The organism is Pseudopedobacter sp. (assembly GCF_040392825.1).
In the GTDB taxonomy this organism is placed as follows: Bacteria; Bacteroidota; Bacteroidia; order Sphingobacteriales; family Sphingobacteriaceae; genus Pseudopedobacter.
On the sequence record NZ_JBEBVH010000001.1, the window covers coordinates 41,119 to 60,100 of the forward strand.

The 18,982-nt window shown below is 35.6% G+C and carries 14 protein-coding genes; 12 read left to right on the forward strand and 2 right to left on the reverse strand.

The annotated features are described in order from the left end of the window. Nucleotides 1-78 precede the first annotated feature (78 nt). The 6 genes from ABWO41_RS00200 to ABWO41_RS00225 all read left to right on the forward strand — a co-directional run bounded on the left by ABWO41_RS00200 (nucleotide 79) and on the right by ABWO41_RS00225 (nucleotide 7,380). Nucleotides 79-1,557, forward strand: coding sequence for an ATP-binding response regulator (locus ABWO41_RS00200; RefSeq protein ID WP_353131842.1), 1,479 nt, complete (start codon nucleotides 79-81; stop codon nucleotides 1,555-1,557). Between the two features lie 3 nt (nucleotides 1,558-1,560). Continuing rightward, the gene (locus tag ABWO41_RS00205; protein ID WP_353131844.1) at nucleotides 1,561-5,154 is read left to right on the forward strand and encodes a response regulator; all 3,594 of its coding nucleotides are present in this window, start codon (nucleotides 1,561-1,563) and stop codon (nucleotides 5,152-5,154) included. 12 nt (nucleotides 5,155-5,166) lie between these two features. Continuing rightward, nucleotides 5,167-5,538 (forward strand): response regulator, encoded by a 372-nt coding sequence (locus ABWO41_RS00210; RefSeq protein WP_353131846.1) that lies wholly within the window; start codon nucleotides 5,167-5,169, stop codon nucleotides 5,536-5,538. Beyond that, a complete protein-coding gene (locus tag ABWO41_RS00215; protein ID WP_353131848.1) occupies nucleotides 5,538-6,362 on the forward strand; it encodes a CheR family methyltransferase in 825 nt (274 codons plus the stop codon). The genes ABWO41_RS00210 and ABWO41_RS00215 overlap by 1 nt, the downstream gene beginning before the upstream one ends. After that, entirely contained in the window at nucleotides 6,362-6,931 is a 570-nt protein-coding gene (locus tag ABWO41_RS00220) for a chemotaxis protein CheB (protein ID WP_353131850.1), read from the forward strand. Before ABWO41_RS00215 ends, ABWO41_RS00220 begins: the two co-directional genes overlap by 1 nt. 71 nt (nucleotides 6,932-7,002) lie before the next feature. Beyond that, entirely contained in the window at nucleotides 7,003-7,380 is a 378-nt protein-coding gene (locus ABWO41_RS00225; RefSeq protein ID WP_353131852.1) for a response regulator, read from the forward strand. 62 nt (nucleotides 7,381-7,442) lie between these two features. On the opposite strand, the gene ABWO41_RS00230 is transcribed toward ABWO41_RS00225, so the two are convergent. After that, the gene (locus tag ABWO41_RS00230; protein ID WP_353131854.1) at nucleotides 7,443-9,221 is read right to left on the reverse strand and encodes an AMP-dependent synthetase/ligase; all 1,779 of its coding nucleotides are present in this window, start codon (nucleotides 9,219-9,221) and stop codon (nucleotides 7,443-7,445) included. Between the two features lie 208 nt (nucleotides 9,222-9,429). Here ABWO41_RS00230 and ABWO41_RS00235 point away from each other — a divergent pair, with 208 nt between their 5' ends. Next, complete coding sequence (locus ABWO41_RS00235; RefSeq protein WP_353131856.1) at nucleotides 9,430-9,918, forward strand: hypothetical protein; 489 nt, start codon at nucleotides 9,430-9,432, stop codon at nucleotides 9,916-9,918. A gap of 251 nt (nucleotides 9,919-10,169) precedes the next feature. On the opposite strand, the gene ABWO41_RS00240 is transcribed toward ABWO41_RS00235, so the two are convergent. After that, entirely contained in the window at nucleotides 10,170-11,915 is a 1,746-nt protein-coding gene (locus ABWO41_RS00240) for a M61 family metallopeptidase (RefSeq protein WP_353131858.1), read from the reverse strand. A 203-nt stretch (nucleotides 11,916-12,118) separates the two neighbouring features. Between ABWO41_RS00240 and ABWO41_RS00245 the strand changes: the two genes are divergently transcribed. The 5 genes from ABWO41_RS00245 to ABWO41_RS00265 are packed head-to-tail and all read left to right on the forward strand — an operon-like array spanning nucleotide 12,119 to nucleotide 18,916. Next, nucleotides 12,119-13,189, forward strand: a complete 1,071-nt coding sequence (locus tag ABWO41_RS00245) for an efflux RND transporter periplasmic adaptor subunit (RefSeq protein WP_353131860.1) — start codon at nucleotides 12,119-12,121, stop codon at nucleotides 13,187-13,189. A gap of 7 nt (nucleotides 13,190-13,196) precedes the next feature. Next, a complete protein-coding gene (locus tag ABWO41_RS00250) occupies nucleotides 13,197-16,298 on the forward strand; it encodes an efflux RND transporter permease subunit (RefSeq protein WP_353131862.1) in 3,102 nt (1,033 codons plus the stop codon). Between the two features lies 1 nt (nucleotide 16,299). Further along, entirely contained in the window at nucleotides 16,300-17,607 is a 1,308-nt protein-coding gene (locus tag ABWO41_RS00255; RefSeq protein ID WP_353131864.1) for a TolC family protein, read from the forward strand. Between the two features lie 59 nt (nucleotides 17,608-17,666). Continuing rightward, nucleotides 17,667-18,059: a response regulator gene (locus ABWO41_RS00260; protein ID WP_353131866.1), complete on the forward strand. Its 393-nt coding sequence runs from the start codon at nucleotides 17,667-17,669 to the stop codon at nucleotides 18,057-18,059. Nucleotides 18,060-18,061: 2 nt separating this feature from the next. Then, on the forward strand, nucleotides 18,062-18,916 hold the full coding sequence (locus ABWO41_RS00265; RefSeq protein ID WP_353131868.1) for an N-acetylglucosamine kinase: 855 nt from the start codon (nucleotides 18,062-18,064) through the stop codon (nucleotides 18,914-18,916). Nucleotides 18,917-18,982 lie beyond the last annotated feature (66 nt).

Genomic DNA, 18,982 nt, shown 5'->3' on the forward strand with positions numbered 1-18,982 from the left:
AGTAGTTTTTGTATATAAAACTGCTATGCTGAACTTAAATCATTAAATTTTATTCTAATTAAGACGCTCTAAGTAACTATGATATTAATTGTTGACGATAAAGCAGAAAACATTTATTCGCTCAAAAAACTTCTCGAGTTAAAAAATTTTTCTGTAGATACGGCAATGTCAGGAGAGGAAGCTCTCAAAAAAGTACTTAAAAACAATTATGCCTTGATTATTCTGGATGTACAGATGCCCGGCATGGATGGATTTGAAGTAGCCGAAACATTATCAGGATTTAATAAAACAAAGAATATTCCCATCATTTTTTTATCTGCCGTAAATAAGGATAAAAAATTTATCACAAAAGGCTATGCTTCAGGAGGAATTGATTATGTTACTAAGCCAGTAGATCCGGATATCCTTTTGTTAAAAGTAAAGACATTCTATAAGCTTTATGAGCAGACATTAATATTAAACGAAACACAAAAAAACCTGCAATCGGAGATAGAGATTAGGAAAAATGTACAAGAAGAACTTAGAAAAAAAGTAGAACATTTACATTTTACATTAGAGTCGCTGCCTCAGATAGCTTTTACGGCTACTGCTGAAGGGACAATAGATTTTGTTAATAAGAAATGGTTTAGTTACGCTGTAACGGACAGAAGCTTCCCCCCGGTACATCCCGAAGACAAAGATATTTTTCAAGAATGGTCCATTGCCATGTTGACAGATAATGCTCTGGAAATGGAAGTTAGAATTAAAAAAATCAATGGAGACTCCTACAGGTTCCATTTATTGAGAATTGTACCTATAAAAGAAGACGGGAAAGTAGTAAAATGGGTTGGAACCTTTACAGATATTGAGGATCAAAAACAAATAGAGAAGAAAAAAGATGAGTTTTTGAGTATAGCCAGTCATGAACTTAAAACACCGCTTACAAGTATAAAGGCCTATGTCCAACTTCTTGAACGTAATTTAGTTGATATTGAAGAAACGCCTGCGAAAACATATATCAGCAGGGTGCAGTCACAATTGGATAAGCTACAAAGTCTGATTACCGATTTATTGGACATTTCAAAAATAGAGAATGGGAAATTAAAGCTTAATAAAAAGCTATTCTTACTGGATGATCTGATAGATAATGTCATTAATACGATATACCATACTTATGGTAATTTAAAAATAGAGATAGTTAAGGATGGAGAAGCCCTCGGCAGAGAAATTTTGGGTGATGAAACTAGAATAGAACAAGTTCTTATTAACTATCTCACCAATGCTATAAAATATGCGCCGGATACAGAGCAGATTCTGGTAAAAACAGAAATTATTCGAGATTTTGTAAAAGTTAGCGTTATTGATTTTGGAATTGGAATATTGGAAAACAATCAAAAAAATCTTTTTGATAAGTTTTACAGAGTTGAAGAAACCTCTGTTAAATTTCAGGGATTAGGAATTGGCTTATATATCTGTTCTGAGATTATCAGGCAACATAATGGGAATGTTGGCATTGAAAGCAAATATGGGTCTGGCTCTACTTTTTATTTTACTTTACCTTTAACCTACTATAATTAAAAAATGGCAAAAGCATTTTTAAGAAACCTTCAGATAGGTTTTGGAATTTCACTTTTAATATTAATCTTAAGTTCCGGAGCTTCTTATATCAGTATTCAAAAGTTAATCCAGAGTAGGGAGGAAATAGCTAAAACAAGAGAGATAGTTGAATCAACAATTGAGGTGCTGGTTGATTTACAGAATATAGAAACAGGTCAGCGAGGTTATCTCCTGACGGGTCGGGACGTTTTTCTAGAACCATATAATTCCGGTGCAAAAAAGGTATATTCTTCTTTAGAAAAGGTTAAAAAACTGACAGAACCGGCATCGTACACAAGGCGAAAGATAGAAAGTCTTGAGGTCTTAACCAATGCGAGACTTGGGTATCTGGAAGAAGCCTTGGTGCAAAAACGTAATGGGCTGCCTATCGAGACTAAGAAGCTGGAGTTGGGCAAGAGTACAATGGATAAATGCAGAGCCGTAATTGATGAAATTGTAGAGTATGAAGAAGCTATATTGTTTAGAAATGGGAATAAGCTGGAAAATTACATTGCATATAGTGTCATCTTTATTATAGTTGCAGCGATAGCTTCTATATTCATAACAATGTACTTTTATAACAGAGTAAGGTTGGACTTTAGAAGGAGAGATGAACTTCAGACAGCATTGAAACAAAAAGATGCTGAAATGACGAGAAGGATAAATATTATCAGAAATATTGCCAACAAAATATCCGAAGGAGATTATGAAATTGAGATCAATGATGCTGAAGAAGATGATTTGGGAGTTGTAGCCAATTCATTAAATCATATGACAAGGTCATTGAAAACTGCTTTCGATCAAATAAACGCAAATGAATGGCAGCAAACAGGCTTGGCCAGCTTAAATAAAAGCCTGGTAGGTAATAAGACTGTCGAAAATCTATGTAACGATGTATTAAAGTTCATTGCAAACTATGCGAATTGCTATAATGGAGCGCTGTATTTATGGCAGGATGATAAAATAGTGCTAAAGGCGGCTTATGGTTTGGAAAACTATATGGCTAAATCTTTTAATGTTGGTGAGGGAATGATTGGACAGGTGTTTAAAGACAGAGAATTCAAGCACTTCGAAAATATAGACACCAAAGATTTCACTGTTAGTTTTTCCAGTGGCAAGCTAAAGGTAGCAGACATCGTTCTTTTTCCATTGATGCTGGAAAAAGAATGTTTAGGTGTTATCGAATTGGGATTACACGAGAGTTTGGATGAAAAGCAATTGTCATTTTTTAGGGAGGCCTGTAAAGATATGGCCAATGCTATTGCAGATGCTTATAACAGGAATAAAATCCAGACCTTATTGGAAGAGTCTCAGGCTCAGTCCGAAGAGTTGCAGACACAGCATTCAGAACTCGAAAATCTGAATATGGAGCTCGAAGCACAAACGCAGAAACTACAGGCATCTGAGGAGGAACTAAAAGTACAACAAGAAGAGCTTTTACAATCTAACCAGGAACTAGAAGAACGATCGAAATTATTGGAAGAAAAGAATCTAATGATAGCCGAACGTAATCTTGAAATACAGAAAAAAGCAGAAGAACTGGCTGTAAGTACTAAATATAAATCTGAGTTCCTGGCTAACATGTCTCATGAACTCAGAACGCCGTTAAATTCAATTTTGTTGTTATCACGCCTGATGGCAGAAAACACAGAACACAACTTGAATGAAGAGCAAGTAGAATCTGCAAAGGTTATTCAAAGCTCAGGAGCAAGTTTATTAGAACTGATAGATGAAATCTTAGATTTATCGAAAATAGAGGCAGGTAAAATGACTTTGGACTATCAGGATATAAGTATTGAAGGGATCATACAGGAGATGCAAGCTTTATTTGCTCCAATTGTGCGAGAAAAAAATCTGCAATTCGATATAAAGGTTAATTCAGATGTAAATCAGACTATAGAAACAGATAAAATGAGATTAGAGCAGGTTATTAAGAACTTGCTGTCTAATGCAATTAAATTTACATCGAAAGGTAGTGTCGGTTTCTCCATTAGCAAGGAAAAAGAAAATGTTTTATTCTCGGTAAAAGATACGGGAATTGGTATTCCACCAGAGCAACAGAAAATAATTTTTGAAGCATTTCAACAAGCCGATGGCTCAACAAGAAGAAAGTTTGGTGGAACAGGGCTGGGACTGTCAATCAGTAGAGAAATAGCAAAATTATTAGGTGGGGAGATAAGGCTAACAAGTAGGGAAAATGAGGGCAGTACCTTTACTTTAGTCGTTCCAATTAGAAGCTCCCATACGGTAAATAAGCCTCATGTACAGGAACTAATAGAAGATATTTCGGCCGATGTTGAGGAAATACAGCATATAACTCAACAGCAGGCACCTAAAACAAACCTGGCAGTGTTAGAGATTCCGGAAAATGTAGATGACGATAGAAATGATATTGGACGGGATGACAAGGTAATTTTGATTGTAGAAGACGATGTTAACTTTGCTAAAGTACTACTCAAATATACCAGAAAGAAGAAGTATAAAGGTGTTGTCGTTGTTCGTGGTGATATTGCTGCGGAATTTGCAGAACGGTATCAGCCTTTGGCTATACTCCTGGATATTCAGTTACCTGTGAAAGATGGTTGGCAGGTTATGGAAGAAATAAAAAGTAATCCTGCTACTAAACATATTCCGGTTCATATCATGTCTTCGCTTAAAGTAAAAAAGGAAAGTTTATTAAAGGGCGCTATCGACTTTATTGACAAACCTGTTGCCTTAGAGCAGATTAATGATATGTTCAAAAGGATAGAAGAAGCTTTAAATCGTTTCCCTAAAAAAGTCCTGATTGTAGAAGAAAATCAAAAACACGCAAGTGCTTTATCTTATTTTCTAAGTAGCTTTAACATCCACACAGAAATAAAAAATAGCGTAGCAGATAGTATCAACGCCTTAACTTCAGATAAGGCAGATTGCGTAATCTTAGATATGGGAGTTCCTGATACTGTAGGTTACGAGACTTTAGAAGCAGTAAAAAGAAATCCAGGATTGGAGAATTTACCAATTATCGTTTTTACAGGAAAGAACTTGTCCCAGTTAGAGGAGGCAAGATTAAAGCAATATGCCGACTCTATTGTTCTGAAAACAGCCCACTCATACCAAAGAATTTTAGATGAAGTTGGATTATTCCTGCATTTGGTAGAGGAAAAAAAGCAATCTGACAATAGTACAAAACGAACCAATAAACTTGGTGCTCTGCAGGAAGTATTGAAAGATAAAAAAGTGCTTATTGCAGATGACGATGTTAGAAATATCTTCTCTTTAACAAAAGCTCTGGAAAAATATCAAATGAAAGTTATTTCTGCTATAGACGGAAAAGAAGCTTTAACTCAGTTAGAAAACAACCCGGACACGGCAATTGTATTGATGGATATGATGATGCCTGAAATGGACGGATATGAAACAATCAGGGAAATTAGAAAAAATAATAATTCGGAAGACCTTCCTATAATAGCCGTAACGGCAAAAGCAATGGTTGGAGACAGGGAAAAATGTATTACGGCGGGAGCGTCGGACTATATTTCCAAGCCAGTAGATACAGATCAATTACTTTCTTTATTAAGAGTTTGGTTATATGAATAACAGCCTTGAATTATGGAAGACAAAAAAAATGTATTGATAATAGACGATGATAGCCGGAATATCTTTGCGTTAAGTCTTTACCTCAAAGCGAAGGGATTTCAAAGTGTTTCTGCATTGAGCGCTAAAGAGGGCATAGAAATCTTAAACAAATCTGACAATGTAAGTGTTGTCTTTATGGATATTATGATGCCGGAAATGGATGGGTACGAAGCCATCAGGAAAATAAGGGAAATACCCAGATTTAGTTTATTACCGATAATAGCTGTTACAGCACAGGCGATGATTGGCGATAAAGAAAAATGTTTGGATGCCGGAGCATCCGGATATATTTCTAAACCTATTAATATGGATAAGCTGGTAGCTATGATTAACGATTTGACATAATGGTGGAGCAGGATATTATTAATGATGAAGATTTGGATATGTTGCTGGAAGATGTATCATCGTTATATGGATATGATTTCTCACAATATAGCAGAGCTTCGTTAAAAAGAAGATTAAATAGAATATGTGTAATAGACAAGTTTACAAGTTTCGCCGAACTTAGGTATACTGTTATTAAGAAACCGGATTATTTACAGCGTTTTATAGAAGAAATAACTGTAAATGTAACTGAAATGTTTAGAGACCCCTCTTTTTACAAAACGCTCAGAGAAAGTGTTTTGCCTCAGTTGGGTACCTATCCATTTATTAGAATTTGGGTAGCAGGTTGCTCCACCGGAGAAGAAGCTTATTCAATAGCAATTCTTTTAAAAGAGGCAAACCTCCATAACAGATATCTTATATATGCAACGGATATTAACCCTACAGTGTTGGAAAAGGCGAAAAAAGGGATGTTTCCCATAGGATATATGCGCCAGTATTCAGAAAATTATAATAATTCAGGAGGTAAGAAAGATTTTTCGCAATATTATACTGCCAATTATGACGTAGCAAAGTTTGATTCGGATTTAAAATCTAAAATCATTTTTTCTACTCATAATTTGGTTTCTGACAGATCTTTTAATGAGTTTCAACTGATTGTATGTAGAAATGTGTTGATCTATTTCGATAAAGAGTTACAGAGTAAAGTGCTTACTCTTTTTGATGAAAGTTTAGAGTCATTAGGCTTTCTGGCCTTGGGATCTAAAGAAACTTTACGTTTTTCGGATCTGGAAAAAGGCTATAAGCAAGTGGTGAATGATAAAATTTGGAGGAAAATAAAATAATGAAAGAAACTGTGGGCATTTTTTTGATTGGGGGTTCTGCGGGGAGTATTAAGGTAATACTACAAGTATTGCCAGAGCTTGTCAAACCTAAATTTCCAATTTTAAGTGTGCTTCATAGGGCTCCTTCGGCTCAATCTGTCCTGCAGGATCTGTTCTCCAGTTATACGGATGTACCTGTTTTTGAGATAGAGGATAAGACAATTTTGGAGTCGGGAAATATTTATGTAGCACCTGCAGATTATCATCTGTTAATAGAACAAGATAGATCCACGACATTAGATTATTCTGAAAAATTAAATTATTCAAGGCCATCTATAGACGTAACATTTGTGTCGGCAGCTCAGGTTTATAAGGAGAAAACATTTGGGTTACTGCTTTCCGGAGCTAACGAAGATGGAGTTAAAGGTCTTAATTACATTAAATCCCAGAAAGGTACTGTATTGGCACAGGATCCTGGAACTTGTGAGGTAGAATATATGCCCAAACAGGCAATACTTAAGGTGGCTGTTGATCTTGTGGTTAAGCCAGAAGAAATAGCCATGTTTATTAATAAATTAAGCGGTTTGTAAATATTTTAAGTTGTTATCTTTACAAACCGTCTATTGAATAAATATAAACCAGGTGAAACTTTTTGAATATTATGAACAGGAAGAAGATTTTAATTTTCGATGATGATGTCAACATTTTAGAGCTTTGCTCCATTGTTTTGGTGGACTATGGGTATGACGTGGAAGTTTCCGAAACATCTCACGACATAATTGAAAAAGTTGCACAGGTAAATCCGGATGTGATTTTGATGGATAATTGGATACCCGATATTGGAGGTATAAAAGCTACTCAGTTGTTAAAAAGCAGTTCTGAGTTTGGCCACATTCCGGTAATATATTTTTCTGCAAATAATGATATTCATTTACTTGCAGAAACTGCAGGAGCTGATGCTTATTTATCCAAACCTTTTGATTTAACGGAATTGGAATCCATTGTGTCCGAAGCGGCAAATAAAATGAAAAATGGATAGCAGCCCATCGTGTGGTCGCTCTAAAGAGAGTATATGAATCTAACGAGTATATACTCTCTTTTTTATATCTCATGATGCTCCTCGTCCTGATACAGTTCCTCTATGAGGCCTTGATTATTGCTAAGAATAACTTTTCTTTTCAGGCTAAGCTTAGGTGTCAATTCGCCCCCGTCGATAGTGAACTCATGTGTTAACAGAGCTATTTTTTTTACTTTTTCCCATTTTCCAAAATCTGCGTTAAGTCTGTCTACCTCAGACCAGATCATGTCTATAACTTTTTGGTTTTTAGCTAGTTGTTCGTGGTCGGTCTCATTGATCTGATTTCTTCTGGCCCACTCAATCACTTTTTCATAATTTGGAACAATTAACGCAGACGGAAAGCGTCTGTTTTCTCCGATAACCATTACCTGTTCTATATATATAGACTCCTTAAATTTGGTTTCGAGCACCTGGGGCGATACATATTTTCCACCCGCGGTTTTAAATACTTCTTTTTTACGATCTGTAATAGCTAAAAATCCGTCAGTTAGTTTTCCTATATCACCTGTATGAAACCAGCCACCATCAGTAATGGCTTCCTGTGTAGCATCATCTCGTTTGTAGTAACCTTTCATTAAACTTGGCCCTTTACAAAGAATTTCCCCGTCTTCAGCTATTTTCACTTCTACATTGAACAGTGGCTTTCCAACTGTACCAAATCTGGTTTGGCCTTTTCGTGGTCCATTAACAGCAATAACCGGAGAGGTTTCTGTTAAACCGTAACCTTCCAATACTTTTATACCCGCCCCCCAGAAAACTCTTGCAAGTCTTTCTTGTAGTGATGCGCCACCGGAAACAATTAACATAATTTCGCCTCCTAGGGCCTCTTTCCATTTTTTGAAGATCAGCTTTCTGGCTATTTTTAATTGTAGCTCATACCAACTTCCATTAGCGCCATCCAGTTCATACTTAAGTCCTAAGTTTAAAGCCCAGAAAAATAAGCTTTTCTTAATGCCGGTTAACTCGTGTCCTTTGGCAACTATTTTATCATAAACTTTTTCTAATAGTCTCGGAACTGCAGTAAAGCAATGGGGTTTAACCTCCGAAAGATTTTGTACAATGGTATCCAAGCTTTCTGCATAGTAGACCGATATTCCTAAATAGAAATACATATATACAACCATCCGTTCGAAAATGTGAGATAGAGGTAAAAAACTCAATGCTCGTGTCACACCTTCAGGATAAAGCCTGGCTGACCCCTCTATATTACTAAGCAGATTTTTGTGTGTAAGCATTACACCCTTAGGAGTTCCAGTTGTTCCTGAGGTATAAATCAGCGTTAGCAAATCATCTTCCGTAATCTGTTTGCGGTATTCTTCCAAATCTATTTCAGTTTGGTCTTCATGCCCTTCAGTAATTTCTAGCCAGTGAGAAGCACCAGTTACAACGTCAAAAGTGAATATTCCGATATCTTGTCCGTTTAGATCGGCTATATGTTTAACCTTATTATACAAGGCTTCCGAAGAAACAAAAACAATTTTTACTTCAGCATCTTTAAGAATGAATTTAATGTCGTTTTCTGCAAGTGTAGGATACATGGGAACTTGTGTAGCTCCAATTTGCATAATGCCGAAATCACAGAAATTCCATTCAGGACGATTCTCGGCCATTATAGCTACTTTATCATCTTTTTTTATTCCCCTTTTTATAAGTCCCTTACTTACCTGATTTGCAATTCTGATAAAATCTTCACAAGAATATTTTACCCATTTAGCATCTGTTTTATATGCTAAAACATCATTATAATTGAAATTTGCTTTATTGTGCTTAAGCAGATCGAATACTCTTGAAATCCCTTGCATAAAATGTAGTTAATCGGTTACTTTAAGTTACTGATTTTTAGCTGCCAGTCCAAAAAATACTGCGAATATATTTTTAATCAAAAAGCAGTGTTTTTAAATGCTAAACACTATTAATTTAACGTTTTATTCAGATATAAGTTTTTTTTATTTCTATACTTGTGCAAATTTTGGGCAGCTTAAGTTGCATTATATTTCAAACGTTATTTAGATGAAACAGAGATTTTTTTTAACAGTTCTATTGTCAACTTTATTTTGGACTAATGTTAAAGCGCAGGATTATACTGCTGGAGTAGGGCTCAGGTTTGGCGGCTATGAAAACGGGATTACGGGTAAATATTTTATAAACGAGTCTACTGCTTACGAAGGCATTTTGGGCTTCAGAACGGGAGTTGTTGTACTTACCGGATTATATGAAAAACATGCACCGGCTTTTGATCTCCCGGATTTGAAATGGTATTTTGGTGTTGGAGCACACATAGGTGGTATTAATGGAGAGAGATATAGAAGGTATACTGGAAATGACGACAAAGTTTATGGCAGTGGTTTATTGTTGGGGGCAGATGCAGTAATTGGTTTAGAATGGTTAATTCCTAATGCGCCTCTATCATTAGGAGCAGATTTGCATCCGAGAATAGAGTTAGCTAAAGGGCCGTTTTTAGATCTGGAACCTGCTATTTCTATTCGCTATATATTTTAATAAAACGAGGTAAAAAGTAAAAAAATAAACAGTGCTGGAAAAATCCTCGCCAGAAGTGTTTCTGGTGAGGATTTTTTTGAAATTAGCGCCGGGTTTTCTTACAGATGGCCCCGCTTGGACAATAAGCTATTTCCTGTCATTAGGAGATTAATCCTTAACCTGCCCTCATCCGCCTGTTGGGCACCTTCTCCCCCAGAGAAGGGATAATAAACAAAGGGATAAAGGCAAGGTTTTGGGTCGGTCCTTTTCTATCAATTCCTCAGCCAATTATTGTAGATCTTAAGCGTAGCCTTATCTACTTTCTCCTTTTTTACAATTTGCACTTTTTCTGTCTGGTCTTCTTGTAAAGTTATTGTTAGTGTTTTAAGAATACCGTCTCTATTTACCAAGATATCAATTTTATCTCCTGGGAGTTTATTAATCAGATTAGTCTGAATATCTTCAATACGTTGTTGATCAGCGGCTATAATTTCGTCGTTTACATTTAATCCTCCGTTCCAGGCACTTCCATTTCTTAAAACTTTTGTTACTATATTGCTTTTGTTAATAACGGCTCCTAACGAAGGCCTCGCATTAGGTACACCTTTGCTGAGTTTAAGACCTAAATAGCCTAAATATTTATCGAAATCAATAGGCTTTGTACCGTAAACATAATCATCATAAAAGCTATCAAGGTTTGTTCCGGTAGCCTTTTCCAATGATTTTTTAAATTCATCACTTGTAAAACCCTGATTCTTTTCTTTAAAAAATTCCTGATAAGCAGTTTTTAGTACGTAATCCATACTTTTTTTCCCTTTTGTCTGATGAATAATTTCCAGGTCGAGAATTAGTGCCAGCAGAGATCCTTTTGTATAGTAAGAAACCTGTGAATTAGAACTGTTTTCGTTTTGTCTGTAATATTTTATCCAGGCATCAAAGCTAGCCTCTGCAACAGATTGAATTTTATCTCCTGCCAGATTGATTTGTGTTTGAATGTCTTCTGCTATCAAATCAAGATAACGATCTTCAGTAATAATTTGTGCCCGTTTTATTAATAGATTATCATAATATGCGGTAAAGCCTTCAGCTATCCATAAATCCGTAGTATAATTTTCTTTTTCATAATCAAAAGGTCCTAAAGCTTGTGGCCTTAACCGTTTTACATTCCATAAGTGGAAATATTCATGAGCAACAAGGCCAAGAAAATTAGAATATATTAACGGATCGGTATATCCCATCCGTTTAGCACCCAGAACCGTTGAATTAAGGTGTTCTAAACCGCCACCCCCATTTTTATAATTATGGACAATAAAGACATATTTCTTGTTAGGATTTTCTCCAAAGATAGATGTCGCCTCTTCTACGACCTTAGCCATATCTCTTTTTAGATTCACAACATCATAATTTCCACCACCTACCATGGCAACTTCATGTTTAACACCTGCAGCAGTAAATTCAAAGATATCCTGATTACCTATTTCTATTGGAGAATCGTAAAGCCAATCAAAATTTTGAGCAACGAAGGTGTTTGTATTCGTTTTATGCTCTTCTAGTCCTGTAGATATTCGTTTCCAGTTATGAGGTAGCTTAACAGAAACAGAAACAGAGTTTTTAAAAGCCTCTTGAGTATACATGAAAACACCTGTAGGGGATACAAAAGCATGATCTTCATCTACAAAGCTGGTTCTGACTGAGATTTCGAAAGCATAAATTTTATATTTTACAAGCACAGTATTTTCGCCTTCGGTTTCAATTTTCCATGCATTTTTTCTGCTTTTTTTAGCTTTCAGAACTTTCCCATTCAAAGAAGAGGCGGAAAAGTCTTCTACATTTTTTGCAAATTCTCTTATCAGATAAGAGCCAGGGGCCCACACTGGTAAAATAACTTCCACCTCATTTTCTTTAATATGCTCTATTTTCATTTCTACTCTTATGTAATGAGTATGTGGTTCGGGAAACGACAATGTATAAGAAACAGATTGGCTATTTTGAGCTTGCGCGGAAACGGCTGTTGTCATAAGAATTGCTATAAAAAATATGTAAACTGAATTCAAATTCATATAAAATAAGATTTTATAATTTCAAAATTAAACTTTCTATATGCTTTTATAGTCATAAGTCTTATAATTATAATAATGAATGATACTTTTGAACTGTAAAATTGGAGATAATCAATAAATTAGCAGTTCACTATTTGCACCTTTTTGTAATTAACCTAACGATGATGATAAAATATATTGTTTACACTTTAGTAGCTCTAGTGCTTGCGTATTTAATTTTTAACAGAATAAGCAGCGACTCCAAAAAGAAACCAGAAAACAACAAGACAGCTCAGAGTAAAGGTGCCGGTACCGCACTTAATGGCATAATAATTAAGGCAGAAAAATTTGATAATTCTATATCCGTTTCTGGTTCTATTGAGGCAAATGAGCAGATCAAACTAAGAAGCGAAATATCTGGTTTAGTTAGAGATATTTATTTTAACGAGGGTTCGGTAGTTTCTAAAGGTGCAATTCTAATAAAAATAGACGATAGAGAACTTAAGGCCCAATTAGCACAAGCTTTGACCAAGGAAAAACTAGCTTTTGAAGTAGAAAGAAGATCATCGAAATTGTTTGATGCAGAGGCAATTAGTCAGGAAGAGTATGATAATTCGTTAGCAGAGTTTAAATCGTTGCAAGCTCAGACCCAACTGATAAAAGCTCAGTTGTCGAAAACAGAAATACGAGCTCCGTTTTCTGGAAAAATAGGATTAAGAAGTATCTCTGTAGGGGCATATATTACACCTACAACAGACATCGCTAATTTGGTAAGTGTAAATCCGGTTAAGATAGATTTCTCTATTCCTGAGAAATATGCCAAACGTGTTAAGGTAGGATCTAGACTAGATTTTACAGTCGCGGGAAATAAAAAGGAAATGAAGGCAACAGTATATGCCATAGAACCGGCGATAGATGTTAATACAAGAACGCTTCTCTTAAGAGCGAGAGCAGAAAATCCAAATGGAGATTTGCTTCCGGGAACCTTTGCCAACATAAAACTACCTTTGGAATCTATCGATAATGCTATACTGGTTCCTACAGAAGCGGTTGTGCCAGTTTTAAAAGGTAAACAGGTTTTTGTTTATAAGAATGGAAAAGCGATTGCTACAGATGTCGAAACCGATATAAGGACAGATAAAGATGTTCTGGTAACTTCAGGATTAAGTGTCGGGGACACTATACTGACATCAGGGTTAATGTCATTAAGATCAGATCAGGACGTAAAAATAAAAATAGTGCAACAGAAATAAATATATCATGAGTATTTCAACAACAAGTATAAAAAGGCCTGTATTAGCCATTGTAATGAACCTCGTGATTGTTCTGTTTGGTGTAATTGGCTATACATTTTTGGGAGTAAGGGAGTTTCCTTCAATAGACCCGCCGGTAGTTTCGGTTCGAACAGCTTATCCGGGAGCGAATGCAGATATTGTGGAGTCGCAAATTACCGAACCACTGGAAAAGACAATCAATAGTATTGATGGAATAAAAAATATTTCTTCGTCCAGTAATCAGGGAAGTAGTGTAATTACAATTGAGTTCAATCTGGACAAAAATCTGGAAGAAGCGGCAAATGATGTAAGAGATAAAGTTTCCCAGGCAGCAAGGTGGCTGCCGAAAGATATTGACGGGTTGCCTGTTGTGTCTAAAGCCGATGCTAACTCAGATGCTATTATCTCTATGACTATCCAAAGTAGTAAGAGAAATATTTTAGAAGTAAGTGATTTTGCAGAGAATGTAATAGCTCAACGTATACAAACAATTCCTGGAGTTTCAAGCGTCCAGATATGGGGGCAGAAAAAATTTGCAATGCGCCTTTGGTTAAATCCTGAGAAACTCGCATCTTATGCGCTTACCCCTTTGGATGTTAGAAATGCTTTAGAAGCACAAAATGTAGATTTGCCTTCGGGAAAAATCTCTGGAGATAAAACAGAGCTGACTGTAAAAACATCTGGAAACCTGACTACTGAAGATGAATTTGAGAATTTAATTATTAAGAATGATGGAACTAACATTATACGTTTAAAAGATGTGGGTTCTGCTGTTTTAGGACCAGAAAATGAAGAAACTATATTGCGTTCATCAGGAAAACCTATGGTTGCAACAGCAATTGTACCACAGCCAGGAGCCAATTATTTGGATATTGCGAGGGAATTTTATAAACGCTATGATGCATTAAAAACCGAGCTTCCAGAAGATTTTACACTCAATATTGCACTGGACAATACCTTATTCATAAAACGATCTGTTATTGAAGTAGCTGAGACCATTTTGATTGCGTTGGTGTTGGTTATTGCCATTATATATCTTTTTTTCAGAGATTGGAGTATAGCTTTCAGGCCATTAATAGATATTCCTGTTTCCTTAATAGCAACGTTCTTCATTATGTACTTAATGGGTTTTTCCATTAATGTATTAACATTGCTGGCGATAGTTTTGGCAACGGGACTTGTGGTAGACGATGGAATTGTGGTTACAGAAAATATATATAAAAAGGTAGAAGAAGGAATGTCTCCTTTCGAAGCTGCCATAAAAGGTTCAAATGAAATATTTTTTGCAATTATTTCAATTTCCATAACGCTGGCAGCGGTATTCTTGCCTGTAATCTTTTTAGAAGGCTTCGTAGGGCGGCTATTCAGAGAATTTGGTGTCGTCATAGGCGCTGCGGTTCTGATATCTGCATTTGTTTCACTTACGCTTACCCCAATGTTAAATGCGTATTTGATGAAAAGCGAGCATAAAAAGTCTAAATTTTACGATAAAACAGAACCCTATTTCGAAATGATGAACAATAGCTATGGTTCGTCATTAAATAAATTTATGAACAAAAGGTGGTTGGCTTTTCCTATTGTTCTGCTTTGTTTTGTTCTGATAGGAATATTTTGGAAGATTTTGCCAAAAGAAACAGCCCCTTTAGATGACAGAAGTGGAGTGAATCTATCAGTTACCGCACCAGAAGGAGCTTCTTTTGAATATACAGACAATTTTATTCAAAAAGTTAACCATATTATTCAGGATACGGTTCCAGAGATTTTAAGTCACATTTCTATAACCGCTCCAGGTTTTTCCGGAACAGGGGCACCAAATACAGGAATGATTCGCCTGCGGTTAGTAGATACTGATAAGAGAGAACGAACGCAGCAGGAAATTGCGCAGGAACTTACGCAAATAACAAGAAAACTGTCAGAAGCAAGGGCTTTTGTTATTCAGCAACCTACAATTTCTGTTGGTAGAGTAAGAGGGTTGCCTGTTCAATATATTGTTCAGGCAAATAGCTTTGAGCAATTGCGGGAAAAGGTGCCACAGTTTATGCAGGAAATTTCACAAGATCCTACTTTTGTAAATACAGATGTTAATCTGAAATTTAATAAGCCGGAGCTCAGCGTTTCTATTGATAGAAATAAAGCACAAGATTTAGGAGTCTCAGTTTTAGATATAGCTCAGACATTACAGCTTTCTCTAAGTGCACAACGTTTTGCTTATTTCATTATGAATGGTAAGCAATATCAGGTAATTGGCCAGTTCGACAGAGAAAAAAGGGACGATCCTTACGATCTGACATCAATTTTTGTAAGAAATAAAAAGGGAGAATTAATCCAGTTAGATAACTTAGTGAATATAGAAGAGCAAAGCAGTCCGCCTCAGTTATATCGGAATAACCGTTTTGCATCTGCCACATTCTCTGCATCTCTGGCTCCCGGGAAAACTATGGGAGATGGAATAGCCGCTATGGAAAGAGCTAAAGAAAAGGTGCTTGATGATTCTTTTTCTATAGATTTAGCAGGCGAATCGAGAGACTTTAGTGAAAGTAACTCAAATACTATTTTTGCCTTTGGTTTGGCATTGCTTTTAGTTTATTTAATTCTTTCCGCTCAGTTCGAAAGCTTTATCGATCCTATTATCATTATTGTTACGGTTCCTTTAGCTGTGGCAGGAGCTTTTTTTTCATTGTGGATTTTAGGGCAAAGCTGGAATATCTTCAGCCAGATAGGGACCATTATGTTGATAGGGCTCGTCACCAAGAATGGTATTTTGATAGTAGAGTTTGCTAATCAGCTCAAAGAGCAGGGAAAACCTGTTGCCGAGGCTATTCGGGAATCGGCAGTAGCCCGTTTAAGACCAATTCTAATGACGAGTTTGGCAATCGCTTTAGGAGCGCTTCCAATAGCAATGGCTTTGGGTGCTGCTGCAAAAAGTAGAATGAGTATGGGAACAGTTATCATTGGAGGAACTATGTTTTCGTTAATACTCACATTATACGTTATCCCTGCAATCTATTCTTATTGGTCCAAAGAACATAAAATAAGTAAGGCGGAAATTGCAGCTAAAGAAATCGAGTTAGCAGAAAGAGGTTCATAATATGAAGAAGCAAATCAGTTATATTGTAGGTTTACTTTTTTGTGTTACTAATGCCGTAGCGCAAGAAAGACTAACCTTAGAAGAAGCAATCAGAATAGGTTTAGAAAATAATTACGATATTAAATTAAGCAAAAACTCGCAAGAGATTAGCGAAAATGATTTGAAATATGGTGCTGTAGCTATGTTACCTGTTATTACAGGAGATCTTATAGGTGTTAACAATGTACAAACATCAGAAACAGAGCGTGCTAACGGAGAAGTAAATAGTGCAAACAAAGCAAAAGCAACTAGCTTGAATTATGGAGTAAGTTTAAACTGGAGAATTTTTGATGGTTTTCAGATGTTTACAAATTATGATAAGTTAAAGGAATTTGATAAACTGAGTGAGCTAAATGTAAAGCTGAATGTACAAACTACTATAGCTGATATTATTGCTTCCTATTTTGATCTTGTGGCTCAGGAACAACAGCTGGAAGCAACACAAACGGCCATAGATGTTTCTAATATTAGATTGAAAAATGCCGATAGCAGGTTTAAAATAGGCAAGGGGTCTAAATTAGAATTGCTCGCTGCAAAGGTCGATTTAAGTGCAGATAGTTCCCAGTTATTAAGACAACAAAGTACTTATACCTCCAGTAAAACAAAACTAAACGAAATATTAGCCCGGGATCTGAATATTCCTTTTGATGTAAGCGATACCATAATTGTAGACAAATCACTTTCATTCGAAACTTTAAAGATTCAGACAGAGGGACAAAATCCGTATTTGCAAATTGCGGCCGTAAATCAAAAATTATCCGAACTTAATCTGAAAACGATAAAAGGAGCTAGGTATCCGACAGTAACAATTACTTCAGGATATAATTTTGCGAAAACGACATCACCTCCAACAGGTTTTTCTATTCGCTCAAATACTCATGGTTTTAATTATGGAATTACGGCATCGGTAAATATTTTTAACGGGTTGCAACAAACAAAAAATGAAAAAAATGCTGAGCTAGAGCTAAATAGTTCCAGAATTAATCAGGCGAAAACGAGTCAAAGCATTAATGCACAGTTGATTCGTTTGTATAACGATTATCAAACCAACCTGAAACTGGTAGAAGTAGAAAAAAGAAATATCGATGTCTCTGAAGAAAATCTTAAAATAACATTGGAGAAATATAGGTTAGGAAGCATAGTGCCATTAGAATTAAGAGAAGCACAACGTAACTTTGTAGATGCAAATGCAAGGTTTGCAAACGCCCAATATCAAGCTAAATTAGCCGAAATTTCTCTTCGTGAGCTAGCGGGTTTAATAGAACTTTAAGAGAAAGGTTTTTATATTGTTCGTCTTTCCTATATTTGTTGACTTTATAAACTATCTATATGTCGTCATATAAATATAAAAGTGTGCTGTTAATAGATGATAACCACATAGACAATGTGATTAATGAAAAAGTGATTTCCAAAGCATTTTTTGCAGAGAAAGTCTACATTCAACAATCTTGCGAAGACGGCATCAAATTATTAAAAGAATTGTCTTCAAATCCAGAACAGCTGCCAGAGGTTATCTTTGTAGATATAAAAATGCCCGTTAAGACTGGTTTTGACTTTTTAGTGGAATTCCAACAGCTTCCATTCCTTAGTAAAGAAGATGTAAAGATTATAATGCTCTCTTCTTCATTAGATCCTACAGATCATAAGAAAATAACAGAGTTTAATAATGTATCTGATTTTTATGGAAAGCCACTCACAGAAGAAACTTTAAAGGAAATATAAACATGTTATTGGTTGCTGACGGAGGATCTGCTGTAACAGACTGGATTTTATTGCTTGAAGATAAAGAGACACTTGAATTTTCAAGTCCGGGAATGAACCCTTTTTTTCTGTCAGAAAAAGAAATACTGAAAGTCCTTAATGGAATAAAAAAGCTGGATAAATATATAGATCATATTACCGAAATACATTTTTTTGGTGCTGGTTGTAATAGTCCGGATAGAAGAGAAACGGTCTCTAATGCCCTCTCTACAAGATTTACAAATGCTTTTGTTAATGTAGAGAATGATATACTAGGTTCAGCTTATGCAACATGTAAAGATAAACCTGGGTTAAATTGTATTTTAGGTACGGGTTCTAATATCTCATTTTATGATGGAAAAAACTTGCAGGAAGGAGTTCATGGCTTGGGATATATATTCGATGATGAAGGTTCAGGAACTTTATTTGGTAAAAAATTAGTAACTGACTTTCTATATAATAGAATGCCTTCAGATCTGGCATCGGTATTCTTCAGGGAATTTCAGATTACCAAAGAACAAGTGATACAAAGTATTTATCAAAAACCTCTACCCAATTTTTTCCTGTCTTCACATAATATCTTTCTTAAAAGATATTTGCAGCACCCCTATTGCAGAGAAATATTGGAAAAAGGATTAGAAGATTTCGTAATCACCCATATACTACCATACAAACATTATAAAGAATATACCTGCAATTTTGTTGGTCCAACAGCATACGAGTTTGAAGAAGTTCTAAAAAAAGTTTGTGAAAAATATGAAGTCAATATAGGTATGGTTTTAGAAAAACCGATAAAAGAACTCTTTAACTATGTTCGTATTCGGGAGGGGTTTAATTAAAATATGATATATTCCAAAACTAATCCGATTCACAATCAGCAGATTAGGATTATTTTGATTAGAAAT

Bases quoted from the DNA above. Each gene is read 5' to 3' on its own strand.
- ABWO41_RS00255 (WP_353131864.1), top strand. From the start codon at position 16,300: ATGAAGAAGCAAATCAGTTATATTGTAGGTTTACTTTTTTGTGTTACT.
- ABWO41_RS00210 (WP_353131846.1), top strand. From the start codon at position 5,167: ATGGAAGACAAAAAAAATGTATTGATAATAGACGATGATAGCCGGAAT.
- ABWO41_RS00205 (WP_353131844.1), top strand. From the start codon at position 1,561: ATGGCAAAAGCATTTTTAAGAAACCTTCAGATAGGTTTTGGAATTTCA.
- ABWO41_RS00240 (WP_353131858.1), bottom strand. From the start codon at position 11,915: ATGACAACAGCCGTTTCCGCGCAAGCTCAAAATAGCCAATCTGTTTCT.
- ABWO41_RS00230 (WP_353131854.1), bottom strand. From the start codon at position 9,221: ATGCAAGGGATTTCAAGAGTATTCGATCTGCTTAAGCACAATAAAGCA.
- ABWO41_RS00260 (WP_353131866.1), top strand. From the start codon at position 17,667: ATGTCGTCATATAAATATAAAAGTGTGCTGTTAATAGATGATAACCAC.
- ABWO41_RS00245 (WP_353131860.1), top strand. From the start codon at position 12,119: ATGATGATAAAATATATTGTTTACACTTTAGTAGCTCTAGTGCTTGCG.
- ABWO41_RS00215 (WP_353131848.1), top strand. From the start codon at position 5,538: ATGGTGGAGCAGGATATTATTAATGATGAAGATTTGGATATGTTGCTG.
- ABWO41_RS00250 (WP_353131862.1), top strand. From the start codon at position 13,197: ATGAGTATTTCAACAACAAGTATAAAAAGGCCTGTATTAGCCATTGTA.
- ABWO41_RS00225 (WP_353131852.1), top strand. From the start codon at position 7,003: ATGAACAGGAAGAAGATTTTAATTTTCGATGATGATGTCAACATTTTA.
- ABWO41_RS00235 (WP_353131856.1), top strand. From the start codon at position 9,430: ATGAAACAGAGATTTTTTTTAACAGTTCTATTGTCAACTTTATTTTGG.
- ABWO41_RS00200 (WP_353131842.1), top strand. From the start codon at position 79: ATGATATTAATTGTTGACGATAAAGCAGAAAACATTTATTCGCTCAAA.
- ABWO41_RS00220 (WP_353131850.1), top strand. From the start codon at position 6,362: ATGAAAGAAACTGTGGGCATTTTTTTGATTGGGGGTTCTGCGGGGAGT.
- ABWO41_RS00265 (WP_353131868.1), top strand. From the start codon at position 18,062: ATGTTATTGGTTGCTGACGGAGGATCTGCTGTAACAGACTGGATTTTA.